This window comes from Marinobacter alkaliphilus, from assembly GCF_055394375.1.
Map to the genome: position 1 here is coordinate 3,388,696 of NZ_AP043751.1, position 22,410 is coordinate 3,411,105.

The 22,410-nt window shown below is 57.4% G+C and carries 15 protein-coding genes and 4 tRNA genes; 5 read left to right on the forward strand and 14 right to left on the reverse strand.

Annotation, left to right across the window (positions count from 1 at the left end; genetic code table 11):
• Positions 1–40 precede the first annotated feature (40 nt).
• Positions 41–469, forward strand: coding sequence for an early set domain-containing protein (locus ACZ5Q2_RS15470; RefSeq protein WP_058089863.1), 429 nt, complete (start codon positions 41–43; stop codon positions 467–469).
• A gap of 71 nt (positions 470–540) precedes the next feature.
• Here ACZ5Q2_RS15470 and ACZ5Q2_RS15475 read toward each other — a convergent pair whose 3' ends face one another.
• From ACZ5Q2_RS15475 to ACZ5Q2_RS15520, 10 genes are all read right to left on the reverse strand, one after another.
• Positions 541–2,394, reverse strand: a complete 1,854-nt coding sequence (locus ACZ5Q2_RS15475) for a SurA N-terminal domain-containing protein (protein ID WP_058089490.1) — start codon at positions 2,392–2,394, stop codon at positions 541–543.
• Between the two features lie 146 nt (positions 2,395–2,540).
• Entirely contained in the window at positions 2,541–2,813 is a 273-nt protein-coding gene (locus ACZ5Q2_RS15480) for an HU family DNA-binding protein (protein ID WP_008174603.1), read from the reverse strand.
• 237 nt (positions 2,814–3,050) lie between these two features.
• A complete protein-coding gene (gene lon, locus ACZ5Q2_RS15485) occupies positions 3,051–5,468 on the reverse strand; it encodes an endopeptidase La (RefSeq protein ID WP_432209923.1) in 2,418 nt (805 codons plus the stop codon).
• Positions 5,469–5,640: 172 nt separating this feature from the next.
• Positions 5,641–6,924 carry an ATP-dependent Clp protease ATP-binding subunit ClpX gene (gene clpX, locus ACZ5Q2_RS15490; RefSeq protein ID WP_058090436.1) on the reverse strand — a complete coding sequence of 428 codons (1,284 nt, stop codon included), beginning with the start codon at positions 6,922–6,924 and terminating at the stop codon, positions 5,641–5,643.
• A 76-nt stretch (positions 6,925–7,000) separates the two neighbouring features.
• Positions 7,001–7,636, reverse strand: a complete 636-nt coding sequence (gene clpP, locus ACZ5Q2_RS15495) for an ATP-dependent Clp endopeptidase proteolytic subunit ClpP (protein ID WP_432209922.1) — start codon at positions 7,634–7,636, stop codon at positions 7,001–7,003.
• Between the two features lie 165 nt (positions 7,637–7,801).
• Positions 7,802–9,106 (reverse strand): trigger factor, encoded by a 1,305-nt coding sequence (tig, locus tag ACZ5Q2_RS15500; protein ID WP_432209921.1) that lies wholly within the window; start codon positions 9,104–9,106, stop codon positions 7,802–7,804.
• 216 nt (positions 9,107–9,322) lie between these two features.
• Positions 9,323–9,407, reverse strand: a tRNA-Leu gene (locus ACZ5Q2_RS15505).
• A 68-nt stretch (positions 9,408–9,475) separates the two neighbouring features.
• A tRNA-His gene (locus tag ACZ5Q2_RS15510) sits at positions 9,476–9,551 on the reverse strand.
• 84 nt (positions 9,552–9,635) lie between these two features.
• A tRNA-Arg gene (locus tag ACZ5Q2_RS15515) sits at positions 9,636–9,712 on the reverse strand.
• Positions 9,713–9,744: 32 nt separating this feature from the next.
• Positions 9,745–9,821 (reverse strand) — tRNA-Pro (locus tag ACZ5Q2_RS15520).
• Between the two features lie 247 nt (positions 9,822–10,068).
• Here ACZ5Q2_RS15520 and folD point away from each other — a divergent pair.
• Positions 10,069–10,944: a bifunctional methylenetetrahydrofolate dehydrogenase/methenyltetrahydrofolate cyclohydrolase FolD gene (gene folD / locus ACZ5Q2_RS15525; RefSeq protein ID WP_432209920.1), complete on the forward strand. Its 876-nt coding sequence runs from the start codon at positions 10,069–10,071 to the stop codon at positions 10,942–10,944.
• A gap of 285 nt (positions 10,945–11,229) precedes the next feature.
• On the opposite strand, the gene ACZ5Q2_RS15530 is transcribed toward folD, so the two are convergent.
• The 3 genes from ACZ5Q2_RS15530 to ACZ5Q2_RS15540 form a co-directional block, all read right to left on the reverse strand.
• Positions 11,230–13,410, reverse strand: a complete 2,181-nt coding sequence (locus ACZ5Q2_RS15530) for a malate synthase G (protein ID WP_061330962.1) — start codon at positions 13,408–13,410, stop codon at positions 11,230–11,232.
• A 151-nt stretch (positions 13,411–13,561) separates the two neighbouring features.
• Entirely contained in the window at positions 13,562–14,947 is a 1,386-nt protein-coding gene (cysS, locus tag ACZ5Q2_RS15535) for a cysteine--tRNA ligase (RefSeq protein WP_058090431.1), read from the reverse strand.
• Complete coding sequence (locus tag ACZ5Q2_RS15540; RefSeq protein WP_061330960.1) at positions 14,947–16,626, reverse strand: glutamine--tRNA ligase/YqeY domain fusion protein; 1,680 nt, start codon at positions 16,624–16,626, stop codon at positions 14,947–14,949. Before ACZ5Q2_RS15540 ends, cysS begins: the two co-directional genes overlap by 1 nt.
• 160 nt (positions 16,627–16,786) lie before the next feature.
• On the opposite strand from ACZ5Q2_RS15540, the gene ACZ5Q2_RS15545 reads away from it, so the two are divergent.
• Positions 16,787–17,287, forward strand: a complete 501-nt coding sequence (locus ACZ5Q2_RS15545; RefSeq protein WP_061330959.1) for a peptidylprolyl isomerase — start codon at positions 16,787–16,789, stop codon at positions 17,285–17,287.
• Positions 17,284–18,015, forward strand: a complete 732-nt coding sequence (gene lpxH / locus ACZ5Q2_RS15550) for a UDP-2,3-diacylglucosamine diphosphatase (protein WP_061330958.1) — start codon at positions 17,284–17,286, stop codon at positions 18,013–18,015. The genes ACZ5Q2_RS15545 and lpxH overlap by 4 nt, the downstream gene beginning before the upstream one ends.
• Positions 18,016–18,044: 29 nt before the next feature.
• On the opposite strand, the gene ACZ5Q2_RS15555 is transcribed toward lpxH, so the two are convergent.
• A complete protein-coding gene (locus tag ACZ5Q2_RS15555; RefSeq protein WP_082780489.1) occupies positions 18,045–20,378 on the reverse strand; it encodes a PQQ-dependent sugar dehydrogenase in 2,334 nt (777 codons plus the stop codon).
• Positions 20,379–20,547: 169 nt separating this feature from the next.
• Between ACZ5Q2_RS15555 and ACZ5Q2_RS15560 the strand changes: the two genes are divergently transcribed.
• Positions 20,548–22,407, forward strand: a complete 1,860-nt coding sequence (locus ACZ5Q2_RS15560) for an LTA synthase family protein (protein ID WP_061330957.1) — start codon at positions 20,548–20,550, stop codon at positions 22,405–22,407.
• Positions 22,408–22,410 lie beyond the last annotated feature (3 nt).

The following is a 22,410-nucleotide window of genomic DNA, read 5'->3' on the forward strand; positions in this document are numbered from 1 at the left end:
GGCCATGCCGGCTGTGACCATTGATAACAAGGAGAACAACATGAAAAAAGTACTTGGCAATCTGGCTCTGATATCTGTGCTTGCCATGACCGGTTGTGCCACCACCGGTGGTGAGCGTGACTACAGCCAGTCACTGTATCTGCGCGGGCAGTTTGCCTGGTGGGATGCGCTACCCGAATACAAGGTCAAGAAGGTGGACACCGGCGTCTATCGAACGGAAATCGAGTTAAAGGCTGACGGCCAACCCTATGAATTCAAGTTTGGCGATGCCAACTGGAGCAATGGGGCCAACTGCGGTTACCTGTCCGAGAAAGACGACAAGGAGGTAGCGCTCAACACGCCGGTTCGAGCGAACTGTTCAGCCGTGTTTGAGAACTTCCGTTTCACGCCACCGGAATCGGCGGTATACGGCTTTTATTTCGACGTCACCGGTGAGACTCCCACGGTGTACATCAAAAAAGCCAACTGATTCCCTAACACGTAAAAAAAAGGGTGCCTGATCGGCACCCTTTTTTAATCACTCTTGATCGCACCCGGGAATCAATCCCTGTCGACCTCCGCGGTGTTTCTCAGGTATTGCTGATAAGCCATGTACTCACGCTGGCCCTCGAGCTGGGCCAGGAATTGACGCAACTGCTGGTATTCAGCGCCATCTGTATCCACCGCACCTTCGTTTACGGCATCAACCAGAATAATCGCCGCCTCACGCTGGCCCACGGCTTTGGCCATCGAAGGATTACCTTCCTCCGGGCGCGGCATGGCAAAGGCACGCTGCACCACAAAGCGGCTCAGGTTAGCGCCGTCTCGCCCCTGGTTCTCGAAGCGCTGCCAGTCACCGGCATTCAGCGATTCGGGATCTTCTCCCGCTTCCAGGGCTGCCATCAGCTCGTCTACCCGAGCCTCAAGCGCCTGCCGGGTCTTGCGCGCTTCCAACATGGCGGCAATGTCGTCACGAACGTCGGCCAGCTCACGCTGACGAGGCTCCAAGTATTCGCGGACGCGAGCCACCACAGACGCGTTGTCACCAACGTCGATCAGCTCGGTGTTGAAACCGCCCTGCAGTACATCATCAGAGAACAGCTGACGCACCAGCCCGGCGTGATCGAAAGGCGCGGCTCCACCCTCCCGGGTTACCCCGTCCACTTCCCGCACTTCCAGGCCAAGCTCGGCTGCCGGGCCCGCCAGATCGTCCGCAGCGTAGGCCGCATCCGCCAGCTGAGCACGTACTTCAGCGAAACGCTCACTGGCGCGGCTGCGGGCCAGTTCATCACGCAACTCACCCCGCAACGACTCAAACGACGGAACATCGGAACGACGCACGCCCTCCAGCCGGATCAGGTGGATACCAAAGCTGGTTTCAACCGGGCCCGACACTTCACCTTCTTCCAGGGCAAAGAGCGCGTTCTCGAAAGCCTCATCGTAGACACCTCGGCCAGCATAACCCAGGTCACCACCGTCACGGGCTGAAACCGTATCAGCGGAGAATTCCTCGGCCAGTTCCGCAAACGATTCACCTGCCTCCAAACGCTCCTGAATCGACGCGATGGTAGCCTCAGCATCGCTACCGTCTTCAATCAGGATATGGGCAGCGCGCCGCTCCTCACGGGCGTATTCTTCGGCCCGCTCATCGTAGAAGCCCCGCAGGTCTTCCTCGGAGATTTCGATCGCATCCGCCAGGGCGCCCAACGACAGCGTAATGTAAGCCACGTGCACCTGCTCGGGCTCACGGAACTGATCGGCGTTGTCGTCGTAAAACGACTGAATCTCTTCCTCGGTTACCTTAATCTGCTCAGACAGGGAGTCTGCGCTAACGGTCAGCACACGGAAATCGCGGGTCTGATTCTGGATACGCAACAGTTGTGCGACGTTTTCACTGGCCACAATACCGGTCTGCGCGATGGACGCACGAATCTGGTTGACCACGTAGTTCTTCCGCAGGTTCTCGCGGAATTCACCCACACCCATGCCAACATTGCGTACCGTTGCCACAAACCGATCACGGTTAAACTGGCCGTCTACCTGAAACTGGGGCATCTGGGTAATCAGCGCATCGATGTCGGCATCCGACAGCTCCAGACCCTGGGCTTGGGCGTCGAGGGTCAGTACCCGCTCCTGGATCAGGGATTCCAGCACATCCCGGCGGATCTGATCTTCATCCAGCATGGAGGGATCCGGGCTGTCCATCTGCATGAGCCGCTGCTGTGTTTCCAGCTGCACGGTGCGCAAAAACTCACGCTCGGTGATGGAGTCTCCGTTAACAGTGGCCACTTCCGGCTCACCGGAAAAACCGCCAACAATGGCGTCCATCCCCCAGATTGACAGAGAAATAATCAGAAGGCCGATAATAACCTTTGCAATAGTACCCTGGGCGTTATCCCGAATATCTTGAAGCATGTTGTTCCTGAATCCCTGTTCAAGGTCGTGCTGGTGTTATTGGTGAGACGGCTGCACTTTAACGTAAAAAAGGCGCACCCTGTCCGGAATGCGCCTTGAATTCTTGCGGCAGCTTTCGCAAGCGAAAGCTGCCAAAGAAAGAGCCTTTACTTAACGGCGTCTTTCAGGGCCTTGCCTGCTTTGAATCCAGGCACTTTAGAGGCCGGAATCTTGATTTCAGCGCCAGTCTGCGGGTTGCGGCCGGTACGGGCAGCGCGCTCTTTCACAGAAAAGGTACCGAAGCCGATCAGGGTAACCTGATCGCCTTTCTTCAGTGCTCCAGTGATGGAGTTGGTCATGGCATCCAGCGCACGGCCAGCTGCAGCTTTGGAGATATCTGCGGACTCTGCAATTGCATCGATAAGTTCGGACTTGTTCACACTAAACCCCTTCGATTTCAGGTTGAAGATGTTATAGGTCGGTTTGTTTTTCGAGGACGTTCCCGACTATCGCATATGCGGTCGGAGAATTCCATTCTTCAGTTTTCTTATTCCTTTCGGTAGTACACCGGTGTTCGGAATAGGCACTTACTGCGCGGGAGCCCTTGGTATTGGCTGCTTCACGGCGAAACAGTTATACCAACGGGCTCTCAGGCATGTCAACAACTCATCGGGTGTTTAATGTGTATTTATGCGCTCGGCAGCATCGCCGGCATCATCTCCGGCTTTCGACGAGGCTCCCTCTTTTGCCGAATCAGCCGTGCGCGGCTCCGGCTGGTAAGCCAGTGCAATGTCCAGAACCTCATCGATCCACTTCACCGGGCGGATCTCCAGAGACTCTTTTATATTCTCTGGTATCTCCTTGAGATCCCTAACATTTTCATCCGGGATAATGACGGTCTTGATGCCCCCCCGATGGGCTGCCAGCAGCTTCTCCTTGAGCCCACCAATCGCCAAAACCTTGCCCCGGAGGGTAATCTCACCGGTCATGGCCACCTCGGCCCGAACCGGAATTTTGGTCAGTGCAGACACCAGCGCTGTGCACATACCAATACCGGCACTGGGACCATCTTTTGGCGTTGCACCCTCAGGTACGTGCACGTGGAGATCGTGTTTTTCATGAAAATCATCGGCAATGCCAAGGCCAGAAGCCCGGCTGCGAACCACCGTCAGGGCCGTCTGAATCGACTCCTGCATGACGTCCCCCAATGAACCGGTCTTGACCACTCGACCTTTACCTGGGGTCAGAGCACATTCGATGGTCAACAACTCGCCACCCACCTGGGTCCAGGCAAGCCCGGTCACCTGACCAATCTCGTTCTTCTCTTCCGCCAGACCATACTTGAATTTCTTGACGCCGGAGTAGTCCTCCAGCATCTCGGGCGAGAGGGTCACAGAGGCCTTGTCGTTGGCCTCTACGTGCTCCCTGACCACTTTCCGGCAGATCTTGGCGATTTCCCGCTCCAGGCCCCGCACACCCGCCTCACGAGTGTAGTAGCGGATCAGGTCACGCAGTGTCTGTTCGGGAATCTTCAGTTCGTCCTTGCGCAAACCGTTCGCCTTGATCTGTTTGGGCAACAGGTAGCGCAGAGCGATATTGACCTTCTCTTCCTCGGTGTAGCCCGGAATCCGGATGATCTCCATCCGGTCCAGCAGGGCCGGCGGAATATCCATGGAGTTGGAAGTACACACGAACATCACGTCCGAGAGGTCGTAATCCACCTCCAGGTAGTGATCGTTAAAGGTGTGGTTCTGTTCAGGGTCCAGCACCTCAAGCAGGGCAGACGCCGGATCACCCCGGTGGTCCATGCCCATCTTGTCGATTTCATCGAACAGGAACAGCGGGTTCTTCACGCCAACCTTCGACAGCTTCTGCAAAAGCTTGCCTGGCAGAGCGCCAATATAGGTTTTCCGATGCCCGCGAATCTCTGCCTCATCCCGAACGCCGCCCAGAGCCATCCGGGTATACTTGCGGTTAGTCGCCTTAGCGATGGACTGCCCAAGAGACGTCTTGCCGACGCCGGGAGGCCCAACCAGGCAAAGCACAGGCCCCTTGACCTTCTTCACACGGCTTTGCACTGCCAGGTACTCAAGGATGCGCTTCTTCACCTCATCCAGGCCGTAGTGGTCCTTATCCAGGATCTCACGGGCCTTCTCCAGATCGTGACGCACGCGGCTGCGTTTTTTCCAGGGCACCGCCAGCATCCAGTCGATGTAACCCCGCACAACGGTGGCTTCCGCTGACATGGGTGACATCATCTTCAGTTTGTTGAGTTCTGTTTCGGTTTTCTTGCGCGCCTCTTCCGGCAGGCCGGCTTCCTCAAGCTTCTGCTCGAGTTCTTCGAAGTCGTTATTGCCTTCACCCAGATTGCCCATCTCTTTCTGGATGGCCTTCATCTGCTCGTTCAGGTAATACTCGCGCTGGCTCCGCTCCATCTGTTTCTTGACGCGGCCGCGGATGCGCTTTTCGACCTCAATCAGGTCGATCTCACCGTCCAGTTTGCCCAGCAGCAGGTCAACACGCTTGCGAACGTCCAGCGCCTCCAGCAATTCCTGCTTCTCGGGAATGCGCATTTCAAGATGGGCTGCCATGGTATCCACCAGGCGCTCAAGCTCCTGAATACCCGTCAAGGCATTGGAAACCTCGGACGGCACCTTCTTGGACAGCTTCACATACTTTTCGAATTCGTCCATCAGAGTCTTGGTGAGCACGTCCTCTTCGCGCTCAGGCAACGACTCTTCTTCCATCAGAATGGCCTGTCCTGACAGGAAATCACCCTCGGAAATATCGGTAATGCTGGCCCTGGCATTGCCCTCAACCAGCACCTTGACGGTACCATCCGGCAGACGAAGCATCTGCAGTACGGTGGCCAGAGTCCCCATCGAGAACACATCCACGGCACCAGGCTCATCGGTTGAGGCGTCTTTCTGGGCGACCAGAAGGATTTCCTTGCTGCCCTCCATCGCGGCTTCCAGTGCCTGGATGGACTTCTCCCGGCCCACAAACAACGGGACCACCATGTGCGGAAACACCACGACGTCCCGCAGCGGGAGCAGTGGGTAATCTTGCACGGTTTCTTCAGATATACGGGTCATAGGGAATCCTCTGACAGCATTTTATTCAGCATATCACCCATCATTGGGGCGGCGGCGAAAATTGCAATCTTTTTACGAAAGGAACCGCTGGGCAGGAACAGCATTCAGCTGTCATGAAAAAGGGGCGATAGCCGCCCCTTTTCAATGCACTGCCAATACCCACAGAACTGAGTCAGTCCTCGGGTACCGCTTTGGCATGGTCACTGCTTGCGTAGATCTTGAACGGCTCAGAGTCACCACTGATGACGCTGGCATCAATCACCACCTTGGAAACATCATGTTCAGATGGGATCTGATACATGGTATCCAGCAGTGTGGCTTCCATGATTGAACGGAGGCCCCGGGCACCGGTTTTGCGCTCCATCGCCTTGCGCGCTACAGCTCGCAGCGCGTCTTCCCGGAAGTCCAGCTCCACGCCTTCCATGTCAAACAGCTTCTGATACTGCTTGGTCAGCGCGTTCTTGGGCTCGGTGAGGATTTGTACCAGGGCTTGTTCATCCAGCTCTGTCAGCGTAGCAACCACCGGCAAACGGCCAACAAACTCTGGAATCAGACCAAATTTCACAAGATCCTCGGTTTCGACATCACGGATGATGTCACCGGTATTCTTGCTGTCGTCCTGGCTCTTCACCGTTGCGGAAAAGCCTATGGAACTGCGCTCCGAACGCTCCTGGATCACTTTCTCCAGGCCGGCAAAAGCACCACCGCAAATAAACAGCATGTTGGTGGTGTCTACCTGCAGAAACTCCTGCTGCGGATGCTTACGACCACCCTGGGGCGGCACCGATGCGACCGTACCCTCGATCAGTTTCAGGAGCGCTTGCTGCACACCCTCACCCGACACATCACGGGTGATGGAGGGGTTATCGGATTTGCGGGAAATTTTGTCGATTTCGTCGATATAGACAATGCCGCGCTGCGCCTTTTCTACATCGTAGTCACACTTCTGCAGCAGCTTCTGGATGATGTTCTCGACATCTTCACCCACATAACCGGCTTCGGTGAGCGTGGTGGCGTCTGCAATGGTAAACGGCACATTCAGCATCCGGGCCAGCGTCTCGGCCAGCAGGGTCTTGCCACTCCCGGTCGGACCGATCAGCAGGATGTTACTCTTGCCCAGCTCAACGTCGCTTTTGCCTTCGCCATAGCGCAGGCGCTTGTAGTGGTTGTAAACCGCGACAGACAACACAACTTTGGCGCGATCCTGGCCAATCACATATTCGTTCAGAGTCTCACGGATTTCCGCCGGCGTGGGAAGACGATCGCTGGCCTCTTCCTGGGCGTTTTCCTGAATCTCTTCGCGAATAATGTCGTTGCACAGGTCAACGCACTCGTCGCAGATGAACACCGAGGGCCCTGCAATGAGCTTACGGACTTCATGCTGGCTCTTTCCACAAAACGAGCAGTACAGCAACTTGCCGTTATCGTCGCCTCTGCCGTTTCTTTCATCTGCCATTGAAATACCTCTGTTCTTCGTTGGTCGGCGCAATCAAACAATACGCCGACCAGGGATGATGCGATGACTTTCAGTATTATTTATTCGGTACGCGCTTATCAAGTACTGTATCGATCAACCCGTACTCTTTCGCCTGCTGCGGATCCATGAAATTGTCGCGGTCAGTGTCGCGCGCGATGGTCTCCAGGTCCTGGCCGGTATGTTCCGCCAGCAAGGTGTTGAGGGTATGGCGAATCTTCAGGATTTCGCGAGTATGAATCTCGATATCCGTCGCCTGCCCCTGGTAACCACCCAGCGGCTGATGAATCATCACCCGGGAATTCGGCAGGCACGCCCGTTTACCCTTGGCGCCCCCTGACAGCAGGAAGGCGCCCATGCTGGCCGCCTGGCCGATACACAAGGTGGCAACATCCGGCTTTACAAACTGCATGGTGTCGTAGATGGACATACCGGCAGTCACAGAGCCACCTGGGCTGTTGATATAAAGGTGGATGTCCTTGTCCGGATTTTCGGATTCCAGGAACAGCAGCTGAGCAACGACCAGGTTTGCCATGTGGTCTTCGACCGGGCCAACCAGAAAAATCACCCGTTCCTTGAGCAGCCGGGAATAGATATCAAAGGAACGCTCTCCGCGTGCCGTCTGTTCAATTACGATCGGCACCAGACCGGCGTTGGTTATCATTGTAGGGCCATCAAACGGTTTCTGCGTCATGTGCGCCTGAACTCCTTATGGACAATGGGCATGGACTCCTGTGGCAGGATATCCGGAAGTGATCGTCAGGATACCCTTATACTCTGCCACCAGTGAGCCCAGATGAAAACAGCCGGACACGCCGGCTGTTTCCAGAAAGCGACTCCGGGCCAGGCCCGGGGGCCATCAGCGCTGGGGCTGACCGGCCTGAACCGCTTCTTCGTACTTCATTTTCTTCTCTTTCACCTTGGCCTGACCAAGCACATAGTCGACCACGGCATCTTCCAGTACAGACGACTCGATCTGAGCTTTCTGGTCCGGGTTGTTGGTGAAGTGCGCAACAACCTCTTCAGGCTGTTCATAAGTAGATGCGATCTCCTGGATCTTTTCATCTACCTGGGCCGGCTCGGCCTTCAGGTCGTTCTTCTTGACCACTTCCTGGAACAACAGGCCCGTCTTCACGCGGCGCTTGGCCTGCTCTTCGAAGATTTCCTTGGGCAGTTGCTGGAAGTCAACCTGGCCGCCGAAACGCTGAACGGCATCCTGACGCAGGCGATCAATTTCCTGATCCACCAGGGCAGACGGAATCTCCAGCTCGGTTGTTGCCAGCAGGCCTTCAACAACGTCGTTCTTGACCTTGTTGGATACCGCCTGCTTGAGCTCGCGCTCCATGTTTTTCTTCACTTCTTCACGGAAGGTCGCTTCGTCTTCGGCTTCAATACCGAACTTCTTGAAGAACTCCTGGTCCAGTTCCGGCAGCTGCGGCTCTTCTACCTTGTGGATCTTGATCTCGAACTTGGCAGGCTTACCAGCCAGGTCTTCGTTGTGGTAGTCCTCGGGGAACTCCACTTCGATTTCCAGATCTTCACCGGCCTTACCACCAACAATGGCCTTTTCGAAGCCCGGGATCATCTGACCAGAACCCAGAGTCAGACGATGGCCTTCAGCGGCACCGCCTTCAAACTCTTCACCATCGATGAAGCCTTTGAAGTCGATGGTCAGAACATCTTTGTTCTTGGACTTGCGCTTGACTTCTTTCATGGTGGCCTGCTGACGACGCAGGTTGTCAATCATGGTATCGATGTCTTTGTCGGTCACTTCAGCAACCGGCTTCTCTACCTCAACCTTGGACAGATCGCCCAGCTCGATTTCAGGCAGCACTTCGAAGATGGCCACGAACTCGAGGTCTTTGCCCTCTTCCATGGTTTTCGGTTCAAACTTCGGCCAGCCAGCCGGGTTGATATCCTGCTCCTGCAGTGCCTTGATGTAATGGTCGCGCATGGCCTCGCCAACCACTTCCTGGCGAACGCTGTCACCGAAACGACGCTTGACCACGCTCATGGGCACCTTGCCAGGACGGAAACCATTCAGGCGCACGGAACGGGCAGTTTCCTGCAGGCGTTTCTGAACCGCCTGATCGATTTCCTGGGCGGGCACACCAATCGTCATGCGACGCTCGATGTTAGAGGTCGTTTCAACAGACACTTGCATGGAAGTTCCTCAAATTACAGATTCTGTAGGTGAATGAAAATTAAGACAAAACCCTGTTCAAGGCGACAAGCCCGAAAGGGACGCAAAATTAAAAGCCGGTAGTTTATCACGGTTTACCCCACCGAGAGAATCACCCGGTAAGGCTGAATATCGCTTTGAGACCAGCGCCACAACCGACATAGACAAAAATGGGGGCATTACCGAAAAAAGAAAGGGTGGTGCGAGAGGAGAGACTCGAACTCTCACGGGTTGCCCCGCTGGAACCTAAATCCAGTGCGTCTACCAATTCCGCCACTCTCGCGTATCTGGCACTGTACCGAAACGACCAAACGCCGTACAGACAGGCAGAAAAACAAACAAGGGGAAAAGTGGGGTGGACGAAGGGGTTCGAACCCTCGACCGCAGGAGTCACAATCCTGAGCTCTACCAACTGAGCTACGTCCACCACATCAGGGAGGTGCCTTTGGCACTCACTACTGCTTGCTTCAACTTTGCTGGTTTGGCGATCCGGTCCGGACTAACGGCTTGATGGCGCGCCCGGCAGGACTCGAACCTGCGACCATCCGCTTAGAAGGCGGATGCTCTATCCAGCTGAGCTACGGGCGCTTGACCGTTCGCCCACCTGAATATCCAGAAAATGGTCGGGGTAGAGAGATTCGAACTCCCGACATCCTGCTCCCAAAGCAGGCGCGCTACCAGACTGCGCTATACCCCGTTTCGACTGAACAACAAGTGCCTCAGCAAAGTTGGCGCGCATATTACCGGCGGCTGAGGCATCCGTCAACAACGATTTCAAAAATCATAGAGATAACGTTGCCTAAGAAGACCCGGGCGGGCACAAAAAGTTCCCCAAGGAGCTTTGCCTGAGTCCCTGTTCAGCGCATTGGCGTAGATGCCGAAGCATGAGACAATGCCCGCCCTTCACTTCTTCACTATTCATGCCCAACCGACAAGACGGAAACATGAGCGCCAAACTGATTAACGGAAAAGAGATCGCTGCCCGGGTTCGACAACAGGTGGCTGCGGGCGTACAGGCCCGGAAAGCCAAAGGCCTGAGAGCACCCGGCCTGGCAGTGGTTCTGGTGGGCAACGACCCCGCCTCCCACGTGTATGTAGGTAATAAACGCAAAGCCTGCGATGAAGCGGGCATTCTGTCGCTGTCCTATGACCTGCCCGAAGACACCTCTCAGGAAGCTCTGGAAGGACTGATTGATGAGTTGAACGAAAACCCCGCCGTAGATGGCATCCTGGTTCAGCTCCCCCTGCCCTCACACCTGGACGCCGACCCGATTCTGGTAAAGATTCGCCCGGATAAAGACGTGGACGGGTTTCACCCCTACAACATCGGCCGCCTGATGCAGCGCAAGCCCTGCCTGCGCCCTTGTACGCCGGCCGGCGTGATCACCCTGCTCGACTCCATAGGCACACCCTACAAAGGTCAGCACGCGGTGATTGTGGGCGCCTCAAACATCGTGGGTCGCCCCATGAGCATGGAATTACTGCTGAAAGGCGCCACCACCACCGTATGCCACCGGTTCACAGGCAATCTGGAGAAGTTTGTGGGTGAGGCAGACATCCTGATTGCCGCCGTCGGTAAGCCCGGCATCATCAAAGGCGAGTGGGTAAAACCCGGCGCCACGGTGATTGATGTAGGCATCAACCGCATGGACGACGGCAAACTCTGCGGCGACGTAGACTTCGCCGCAGCCGCCGACCGCGCCGCCTACATCACCCCGGTCCCCGGCGGCGTAGGCCCCATGACCATCGCCACCCTGCTGGAGAACACCCTTTACGCGGCGGATGTGCTTCACAAGGGTCTGTCCCCGAACGGGGACTGACCCACCTTTGCCCGCCCCTGCCCCGAAGCTCGAGCCCATGGGTCCAAAATGGGTCAGTCCCCATTCGGGGACAGACCCCAATGCCAAAGCTCGAGCCCATGGGTCCAAAATGGGTCAGACTCCCAAGGGTCTGTCCCCAAAGGGGACTGACCCCCATTTGCCCGCCCCCGCCCCACAGCTAGAGCCCATGGGTCCAAAATGGGTCAGTCCCCGTTCGGGGACAGACCCCAGGGGGACAGACCCAAAAAAACCCGCCGGAGCGGGTTTTTTTAAACACGGAGCAGATTACTGCCCGTACTTGGCCTTAGCCTTCTGTCGGTAGGCGTGCAGAAGCGGCTCGGTGTAACCAGCCGGCTGCTCACGGCCTTTCAGAACCAGATCCACAGCTGCCTGGAAGGCGATGCTGTCGTCGAAGTTCGGGGCCATGTTGCGGTACGCGGCATCACCGGCGTTCTGCTTGTCTACTACGGCAGCCATGCGCTTCATGGTTTCCATGATCTGCTCTTCGGAGCAGATACCGTGGTACAGCCAGTTGCACAGCAGCTGTGAAGAGATACGCAGGGTCGCGCGGTCTTCCATCAGGCCTACATCGTTGATGTCCGGCACCTTGGAACAGCCCACGCCCTGGTCGATCCAGCGTACAACGTAGCCAAGGATACCCTGGGCATTGTTGTCCAACTCCTGCTGGATGTCTTCCGCGCTCAGTGAAGACGGATCGTCCATCACCGGAACCGTCAGGATGTCGTCCAGAGACGCCCGCTGACGGTTAGCCAGCTCTTTCTGCACATCAAACACGTTCACCTGGTGGTAGTGGGTGGCGTGCAAGGTAGCGGCCGTCGGCGACGGAACCCAGGCGGTGTTGGCGCCAGACTTCGGGTGGCCAATCTTGGCTTCCAGCATGCCGGCCATCAGGTCAGGCATGGCCCACATACCCTTACCAATCTGGGCAACACCAGACAGACCCGCTTCCAGGCCGATATCTACGTTCCACTGCTCGTAGGCGTTGATCCAGGTGGCCAGCTTCATCGGGCCCTTACGGATGAACGGACCCAGCTCCATGGAGGTGTGAATCTCGTCGCCGGTGCGGTCCAGGAAGCCGGTGTTAATGAACACGGTGCGATCTTTGGCAGCGTGGATACAGGCTTTCAGGTTCACCGTGGTACGGCGCTCTTCATCCATGATGCCCACTTTCAGGGTAAAGCGCGGCAGGCCAAGCGCATCTTCAACACGACCGAAGAATTCGTTGGTGAACGCCACCTCTTCCGGACCGTGCTGCTTGGGCTTAACAATGTAAACAGAGCCCTTGGTGCTGTTCTGGAACTTGCCATCAGCCTTCAGATCGTGAATGGCGATCAGTGAAGTGACCAGGCCATCCATCAGGCCTTCCGGAATCTCGTTACCGTCTTTCAGCAGGATGGCCGGGTTGGTCATCAGGTGGCCAACGTTACGAACGAACAGCAGGCTGCGGCCCTTCAGGGTCAGTTCGCTGCCATCAGCACCGGTGTAGGTGCGGTCGCCGTTCATACGGCGAGTCATCATCTGGCCGCCCTTCTCGAAGGACTCTTCCAGGTCACCTTTCATCAGGCCGAGCCAGTTCTTGTAGGCTACTACCTTGTCGTCTGCGTCAACCGCCGCAACGGAGTCTTCGCAGTCCATGATGGTGGTCAGGGCGGATTCCATCAGCACGTCTTTGACGTTGGCACCATCGTCTTTGCCGATCGGATGGCTGGCATCGATCTGGATTTCAAAGTGCATGCCATTCTTCACCAGCAGAACGCCAGTGGGGGCATCGGCGGCACCGGTGTAGCCAACAAAGCCGGACTCGTCTTTCAGGCCGGTGACTTCACCATTCTGCAGTTTCACCGCCAGTTTTCCGCCGTCGATGTAGTATTTGGCAGCATCTTTATGGCTACCGGAAGCCAGGGGCGCAGAGCCGTCCAGCAGGTTGCGGGCCCACTCGATGACCTTGGCACCGCGAACCGGGTTATAGCCGCGACCTTTATCAGCGCCATCTTCCTCGGAAATAGCATCGGTGCCGTAGAGGGCATCGTACAGGCTACCCCAGCGCGCATTGGCGGCGTTCAAGGCGAAACGGGCGTTCATCACCGGAACAACCAGCTGCGGGCCGGCCATGGTAGCGATTTCCGGATCTACGTTGGCAGTAGAGATTTTGAAATCGGCGGGCTCATCGACCAGGTAACCGATCTCTTTCAGGAATGCCTTGTACTCAGCCATGTCCAGCTTCTGGCCCTTGTGGTCACGGTTCCAGGCATCCATCTTTTCCTGGAGGGCGTCACGCTTGGCCAGCAATTCGCGGTTGCGCGGAGCCAGTTCGTTCACAATTTTGTCGAACTCGGCCCAGAATTTGTCGGCGTCAACGCCGGTACCCGGGATCGCTTCGTTGTTTACGAAATCGTACAGATTCTTGGCGATCTGAATGCCGCCAACTTGAACGCGTTCTGTCATCGTTGCTTGCCTCGATGGGTTATGTTTCCCGACTCCCCCTTAGCGCATCAGGTGCGGGGGCATTAGTATTTGAGCGGCGCATTGTACGTGAAAATCCCTACAAGGTCATTCCCGCACAGCACAATGCGACTTTATGTGCATCTGCCGGATCTCAGGCGCGGCGCCAGGTGGTCCCTTCCCGACTGTCGTCCAGAATAATACCCTTTTCGAGAAGCTCATCCCGGATACGATCGGCCCCAGCAAAATCTTTCGCTTTGCGGGCATCGGCGCGGGCCTGAATCATGGCCTCAATATCTTCAGCCGTCAGCTCACTACCGGTATCGGCCTGAAAGAAAGCTTCCGGGTCTTGCTGAAGCAGCCCCAGCACGCCACCCAGACGAACCAGTATGGCTGCGCTGCGTTTGGCCTGCTCGTCATCGCCTTCACGGCGGTGATGATTAATGTCGTTGGCCACGGCATGCAAAACCGCGATGGCACCGGCGGTATTGAAATCGTCGTCCATCACTTCGGCGAACCGGCGATCGTGGTCGGTTTCCGGCACATCACTATCCTTGGCCGGAGTAATGCCACGCAGGGCGTGATACAGCTTGGTCAGTGTGCGCCCTGCCTCAGCAAGGCTTTCCTCGGAATAGTCTACCTGGCTACGGTAATGGCTGGAGACCAGGAAGTAGCGCACCACTTCCGCCGGATACTTTTCCAGGATTTCCCGGATGGTAAAGAAGTTGCCCAGAGACTTGGACATCTTCTCTTTGTTCACCCGAATGGCGCCGGCGTGCATCCAGGTATGAACAAACTTGTGGCCGGTGGCACATTCCGACTGGGCAATTTCGTTCTCGTGGTGCGGGAACAGCAGATCCGGCCCGCCACCGTGAATGTCGAAGGTGTCGCCCAGGCACTTGGTGGACATAGCCGAGCACTCGATATGCCAGCCCGGTCGGCCATCGCCCCAGGGAGACTGCCAGCTAACTTCGCCAGGCTTGGCGGCTTTCCACAAGGCAAAATCCGCAGGGCTGCGCTTGGCTTCCTGCACATCCACCCGGGCACCGGCCACCAGGTCTTCGAGTTTTTTCTTGCTCAGTTTGCCGTAGTCCGGGAAGGAATCCACCGCGAAATACACGTCACCGTTATCAGCCGCGTAGGCATGGTTGCCCGCAATCAGCGTCTGGATCATGGCGATGATATCGTCGATGTAGGCGGTAGCCCGCGGCTCATCGCTGGGAGCCAGCACACCCAGGCGAGCTTCGTCTTCATGCATGGCGTGAATCATGCGGTCGGTCAGGTCGGTGTAGACCTCACCATTTTCATCGGCCCGGCGCAGGATCTTGTCGTCGATGTCGGTGATGTTACGCACGTAAGTCACATCATAGCCACGGTGGCGCAGGTAACGGGTAACCACATCGAAGGCCACCAACACCCGGGCGTGGCCCAGGTGGCAGTAGTCGTAGACCGTCATGCCACACACGTACATGCGTACCTTACCTGGCTCGATGGTCTTGAACGCTTCCTTCTGCTGCGTCAGCGTATTGTAGATACGCATTACTTGCCTCCCTTGCCCCAGGAATCCCGAAGTGTGACTGTCCGGTTGAACACCGGCTTGCCGGCCTTGGCTGTCAGCTCCTGATCACAGAAGAAATAGCCCTCACGCTCGAACTGATACGGTAAATCGGTCCTTGGCTCGGCCAGACTTTTCTCAACCCGCGCGCCCTTCAGCACCACCAGGGACTCCGGGTTCAGGTGATCCAGGAAGTCACCTTCCTTGTCGCTGTCCGGGCTCTCGTGGTTAAACAGTCGGTCATACAGGTTGATATCGGTTTCGATGCTGTCATTGGCCGATACCCAGTGAATCACGCCGTTAGGCTTGTAACCTTCCGGGTTCACACCCAACGTGTTCGGATCGTACTCGCATTTGAGTTCAACGATCTCACCGCTGTCATCGCGCACCACCTCTTTACAGGTCATCACGTAACCTCCGCGCAGACGCACCGCCTGCTCCGGCGCCAGACGTTTCCACTTACGCGGCGGCTCCACCTCGAAGTCTTCCCGGTCGATGTACAGAGTCTGGCTCCAGGTGACGTCCCGCTCCCCCATCTCCGGCTTCTGCGGGTGCACCGGCAAGGTCAGGGTTTCGGTCTGATCAGCCGGGTAGTTGGTGAGAGTCACTTTTAGCGGGCGCATGACGCACATGGCGCGGGGCGCCCGGTCGTTCAGGTCTTCCCGGATGGCATACTCCAACATACCTACATCAACGGTACCACCAGCTTTGTTAACACCGATCATGTCGCAGAAGCTGCGTATGGATTCCGGGGTGTAACCACGGCGGCGCATGCCGGAAATAGTCGGCATACGCGGATCGTTCCATCCCTCTACCACATGTTCGTCCACCAGGCGCTTCAGCTTGCGTTTGCTGGTGATGGTATAATTCAGGTTCAGCCGCGCAAACTCAATCTGGCGCGGATGGCACGGAACGGTGATGTTATCCAGCACCCAGTCGTACAGGGGGCGGTGGTCTTCGAATTCGAGCGTACACAGGGAGTGAGTAATCCCCTCCAAGGCATCAGAAATCGGGTGGGTGAAGTCGTACATCGGGTAGATGCACCACTTGCTTCCGGTCTGGTGATGGTCGGCGTAGCGAATGCGGTAAAGAATCGGGTCCCGCAGGTTGATGTTCGGGGAGGCCATATCGATCTTGGCCCGCAACACCAACTCGCCGTTCTCGAACTTACCGTCGCGCATGTCCCGGAACAACTGCAGGCTTTCTTCCACCGGGCGGTCCCGGTATGGGCTGTTCTTGCCGGGCTCCTTCAGGGAACCACGGTATTCAGCCATCTGCTCAGCATTCAGTGCACACACATAGGCCTTGCCTTTTTCGATCAACTCCTCGGCAAAGGCGTACAGCTGGTCAAAGTAATCTGAGGCGTAACGTACGTCGTCCGCCCACTCGTAGCCCAGCCACTCGACGTCCTGCTTGATGGCATCGATGTATTCCTGACTTTCCTTTTCCGGGTTGGTGTCGTCAAAGCGAAGGTTACACTCGCCACCGAAGGTTTGCGCAATACCAAAGTTCAAGCAGATCGACTTGGCGTGACCAACGTGCAGGTAGCCGTTGGGCTCCGGCGGAAAACGGGTAACGACCTTGCCAGCGTGCTCACCCTTGGCGATGGCGTCTTCGATCAGGCTCTGAATAAAATTGTGGGCTTTCTTCGACTCGGCGCTCATACAATCTCTGTCAACAGGGAATGGATCCGGGGAGCACGGTGCAGGCTCCCTTAAACCGCCTATTATACTCACAAATCGTTGCCGGACTCATGCACAGGACGAAACTCTTGAGTACAATGCAACCTTCAGACCCACAACCCCTATTTAACAGGACGACCTGATGATTCTGCTGCAGACCAACCACGGTGATATCAAACTGGAACTGGACTACGAAAAAGCCCCGGAAACCGCAAAGAACTTTGAGCAGTATGTTCGCGACGGCTTTTACGACGGTCTGATCTTTCACCGTGTCATCAGCAACTTCATGGTTCAGGGCGGCGGCTTTGAGCCGGGCATGACCCCACGCAAAACCCGCGACCCCATCCAGAACGAAGCCGACAACGGCCTTAGCAACATGGTCGGCACCATTGCCATGGCCCGCACCATGGACCCGCACTCAGCTACGGCCCAGTTCTTCATCAACGTGGAGAACAACGGATTCCTCGACCACACCGCCAAGAATGCCGAGGGCTGGGGCTACTGTGTGTTCGGCAAAGTGGTTGACGGCATGGAGACCGTAAACAACATCCGCGCCGTTCGCACCACCATGCGTGCCGGCCACCAGGACGTGCCATTTGAAGACGTCATCATTGAAAAGGCCGAGGTTCTGGAGGACGCGTGACCACGCTGTTTATCTCGGATCTGCACCTTGAGGAGTCGCGCCCGGATATTACGGACGCGTTCCTGACGTTCCTGCGAGAGAAGGCAGCAGGGGTTGAGCAGCTCTACATTCTGGGCGATTTTTTTGAGGCCTGGATTGGTGACGACGAGCGCACACCACTTCAGGAGCAGGTTGCTGGCGCCCTGAAGCACCTCAGCGACAGCGGCACCCATATCTTCCTGATGCATGGCAACCGGGACTTCCTGATCGGAGAAGATTTCTGCCACCGGTCCGGCGCCACCCTGCTGGACGACCCGACGGTGATCGATCTGTATGGAACGCCTACTCTGCTGCTGCACGGCGACAGCCTGTGCACTGCCGATGTGGAATACCAGAAATTCCGCGCCAACATGCGCAACCCGCAGATGCAGAAGATGATGCTGGCCCGCCCCCTGGAAGACCGCCAGCAAATGGCAAAGCAATTACGGGCGCTGTCGATGGCCAAGAACCAGGGCAAGGCGGAAGACATCATGGATGTGACGCCAGAGGAAGTAGTCAAGGAGCTCGAAGCCCACGGCGTTCAGTTGATGATTCATGGCCACACCCATCGTCCGGCCGTGCACCACCTCGAAGCCAATAACAAACCAGCGCGCCGGATTGTGCTCGGTGACTGGCACAGCCACCTTTGGTGGCTGGAAGTACAGCCCGGCAAGGAAGCTGAGTTGAAAAAGCAGCCCCTGCAGCCTTGATGCCGCAGGGGTCGCCCCTTCCTCAGGCCTTACCCGTCGGTGGGCTCCCGATAGGTTTCCAGACGGCGCAGCCAACCCGGCAACCAGCGTTCCCGCTCTATGGCCTGCTCTGCCAGCTCGGCGCGCCGGGTAAGCACCCGGCCCGCGGCCTCCCGAAAGCGATCCAGCGGGCGAAGCCCCGGGCTCTTATCCATAGCCTGCAAGACCTGCAACAACCCCCAACCTTCGCCCTCATAGCGCTCCGTTTCTGAAAGCCCTTCGCCCTTGAAGTTGACGTAGTCCATCAACGCGTAGACACCACCGGGCGTTTGCCCAAGCTGCCACAAGCGTTCCCGAATAACCGGCCGCTGCGCTTCGGGCGCGGCATTAACCACCGTTTCCAGGGAGCGGGCGGCGCGTTCCTGGATAAAGCGCACCTGATAACCGCGGGTTTCATACAGGAGTGCCCGCAGCGCCTTTACCTCATCGGTCGCACTCGAACTACTGAGAAAACCGGCACGGTCTGGCCAGGGCGCGCCTTGGGTGCGGGCGTCTTCCAGCCAGCCGGGAAGCTGCACACCGCGATCAACCATAAAGTCCAGAAGCGCCGGGAAACTCTCGGTAAAACGTCCGCTTTCGCCCTCCGGATACCAGATAAAGTGGCCAATCCCCAACGAAGGAAACGCTTCGCCCTCATTCCAGTGCACCAGGCATTCATGCCGCCCGGCACATTCGTTTCGGAAAATTCGTTCTCCAACCCAGGCCAGCTCTTCGGCCGTCAACGTCATGGTCTGTGCCTGCTCCAGCACCTGGCCCGACACTCGCAGCAACCGCCCATCGGCTGAGTCGGTCAAGAGATACAGGGCGCCGTCGGGCCCTTGCCGCACATCGCGGATACGCTCACCAAGCTCAGAAAACAGGCGCTCGCTTTCCACAACCCGGCCCTCGCTGAGAACAACCCGATGCACACTCTTATTGGCCAGGGCGCCGACAAACAGGTCGCCCTGCCAGTGCGGGAATTGGTGGCCGCTGTACAACGCCAGGCCCGATGGTGCGATGGACGGCGTCCATGACCACAGGGGTTGCTCGGTACCCTCGTATCGTTTGAATGGCGTTACCATGGCACCGGTATAGTCACGGCCATCGGTGGCCAACGGCCAGCCGTAATTGCGCCCGGCCTGGATCAGGTTGATCTCGTCACCGCCACGGGGGCCGTGTTCGTGAGCGATGACCCGGTCATTACCGGCATCGTAGACCAGCCCCTGAACATTTCGATGCCCCAGGCTGAAGATCTCCGGCAGAGCGCCATCCACCTGTACGAACGGATTATCCGCCGGAATGGAACCGTCCGGATTCAGTCGCACGATGGTGCCCAGATGGCTGGACAGTTTCTGTGCTTCCTCCCGAAAATCGAAGCCATCCCCCAGGGTTACCAGCAAGGTGCCGTCGGCCAGCCAGGCCATGCGCCCACCGTAATGGGCATCACCATATTTACCCGGCCTGGCCCTGAAGATTTCCCGCACTTGCATCAGTTCGCTTCCGACAAGCTGGCCACGGGCGACGCACAGATGATTTTCCCGAACCGTGCCACAGGCATAGGCGAGGAACACACCACGACGTCGATCATCCCCCGCCCTGCCATCAAAGCCGGGCTCGAGTAGCACATCAAACAATCCGGCCTGGCCGGAGACGAATACGTCCGGGACACCCGACACCTGCACCTGATGCCCATCCGGCGATACTTTTTTCAGTTCTCCAGCGCGCTCGGTCACCAGAAAATCACCCCCTGGCATGAATGCCAACGACCACGGGTGATCAAGCCCTTCAGCGACCACGTCTATCCGATAATCGGCCGCTTCCTGGGCCAATGTCGGCTCCGGAGCGCCCACGCCGGCCAATACCAAGAAAGGTGCTATCAGACCATGACGGGCCACGGTCATGGTCATCTTGCCCGTCAGTTGCGCAAACACCCATCCCGCTACTGCTGCGGTCCCCAGCATCGCCAACAGCCCGGGCAGGGTTCGGGTTGCTGCGATCAGTGTCGGCATGGGCGCCAACACATCAACCAGGGCCAGCGTTGCCCACAACGCAAGAGCTCCACCAAGGGCATACCAGAAATCCCGGTAGGGCCAGCCCAACAACCGGAGCAATCCCGCAGTTACCAGGAAGCCCGGAACCAATGCAGCGGCCAGCAGCACCCCATAGACAGGCGCGAACCCAACCAGGTCCTGCCCCATGACAACGAGGCGATCCACCAGGCTGAACGAGGCCCCAAGGGCCGACAACGCCGACAGGTTGAACTGAGTCTGCACCAGACTGCCGAGAAACGCGCCGCACACCACCGCGATGGCTCCCGCAATTACGATTTGGACACTTTTTTTCATTCCCCTGCGCTTCCCGTAGTGATGATTTTCTGACAAAGGCTCTGATAACGAAGGAATTTTCAGAAACTTCCCGGCCATCTGATCCGTTACCTTAGCAAGCTCCAGCGGTTGAAGCACAAGCCTCTTGCCTCATACTGTTCATATAACGCAACTGACACGAGTGAACCCTATGACAGGGAACCGGGCTTCTCTTGCAGCCTGTTTCATACGCACCTTCTTCCTTGCCTGGATCTGGCTGGCAGTGATTCGCGGCCTGCTGATCATTCAAAGCGGGGTACTCCCGAGCCTGCCCGGTACCCTGGGCGGCGACGTTGCCGGGGCTTTTTTGCTGGCCGTATTCCTGCATCTATCGGTTGGCGTTGTCCGCGCCCTGTTGATCACCGCCCTGGGCGTCGCACTCTATGTGGCCGGCATGCACCTGACAGCCCATGGCACGCTTTTCCAACTGGCCTTCGCCGGCAAGGGTATGGACAGTACGTTCATTACCGGCAGCCTGCTCAACATCTATCTGATAACCCTCCCGGGCTACCTCGTGCTGGCCTGGCTGTTGCACTGGCTGCATCGAAAATGGGTGCCCACTTCAGAGCGTGCGCCAGTCCTGCTTATCAGTTCCGCCGTTCTGGTCACCGGCCTCTACACTCTGTCGTTTCCGAGCCTGACGACACCCGCCAATAATGTGGTGGCCAGCACTGTCGCCCAGGTTCCAGGTGCGTTGCTCAATCCGGTTGGCACTGCTATCGGTGACGAAACCACTGAACTCAGTGAGCAACTGGACAGACGAACAAACTTTTTCCACCAACAAACCAGCAACTTTCAGAATCCCGAGCCACCCAATGTTCTGTTGATCATGATCGAGGGGCTGTCCGGAGGCTACCTGCCGAAAATCAGCCAATATCACAACCTTCAGCCCATCGTCTCTCTCGACACTCTGGAGGCGACGTTCGACGCCTTCGGTTTCCGGGTCTACAACAACGTGCTGAGCATGGAACGGCAGACGGATCGCGGCACCTTTGCCCTGGTGTGTGGGCGCTACCCCGACTTGCGCCGGCCATCGGAGAAGATGTTGGCCGTCGCGGAAGACAAAGCCAATCCCGACTGCCTTCCGGGGAAGCTGAAAGATCAGGGCTACACCACCGCTTACTGGCAAGCTGCGCCAATCGAATACATGAAAAAAGATCAGTTCATGCCCCGGGCGGGCTATGAGAACGTCACCGGCGCAGAGGCATTTGGTCACGCGCAGGAACAGGATGGCTGGGGACCGCCAGACCCGACGTTCTTCCCGGACATTGCTGAACGCCTGAGTGAACTGGATAGCCAACGCGGCCCCTGGTTTGTCACAACCCTGAATGTCGGCACCCACCATCCGTTCAACATCGGACCAGAAGCCGAACAGGAACTGGAAGCCGAGCAGGCCAACCAATCTCCTTCTGAAGAAACAACGGGGCTCCCTGCCACCCAGATGGCTCGCAAAAAGGCCATGGTGGTCATGGCCAACTCCCTAGAACGCTTTCTGACACAGCTTGAGCAGGAAGGACTGCTGGACAACACTCTGGTGATTGTCACATCCGATGAATCCGGCGGCTTTGTTCGCGACGACCATGAGACCTTGCCGCTGAACAGCAACCTCGGCGTGCTGGCCATACGCTCGCCGGGCCGGCCAGACCTCAGTGAATTCGCACCGGAAAACCGGATTGTTGCCCAGTTCGACATCCCGATGACCATTCTGGATGCTACGGGCAACGGCCACCTGGCCGGGGACATGCTTGGCCGAAGCCTGCTGTCTGAGCCGACGGAGCCTGCTCGCGACCTGATGCTGGCCGACACCTACACCGGCATGAAGTACTTTCTCCGGGAATCCGGCACCCTGCTCGCCTGTACCGAATTGACTACCCGCTGCAGCAACTGGGCGTTCGATCCAGACAGACTGTTCGGAAGCCTGCAACAAACCGAAGACGAACCCTTCCTGTCCTTCGATGAGCGCCTGGCACTGCTGGAGAAAGCCACACTGCTGACCCAGGAAGGCGAATAACGT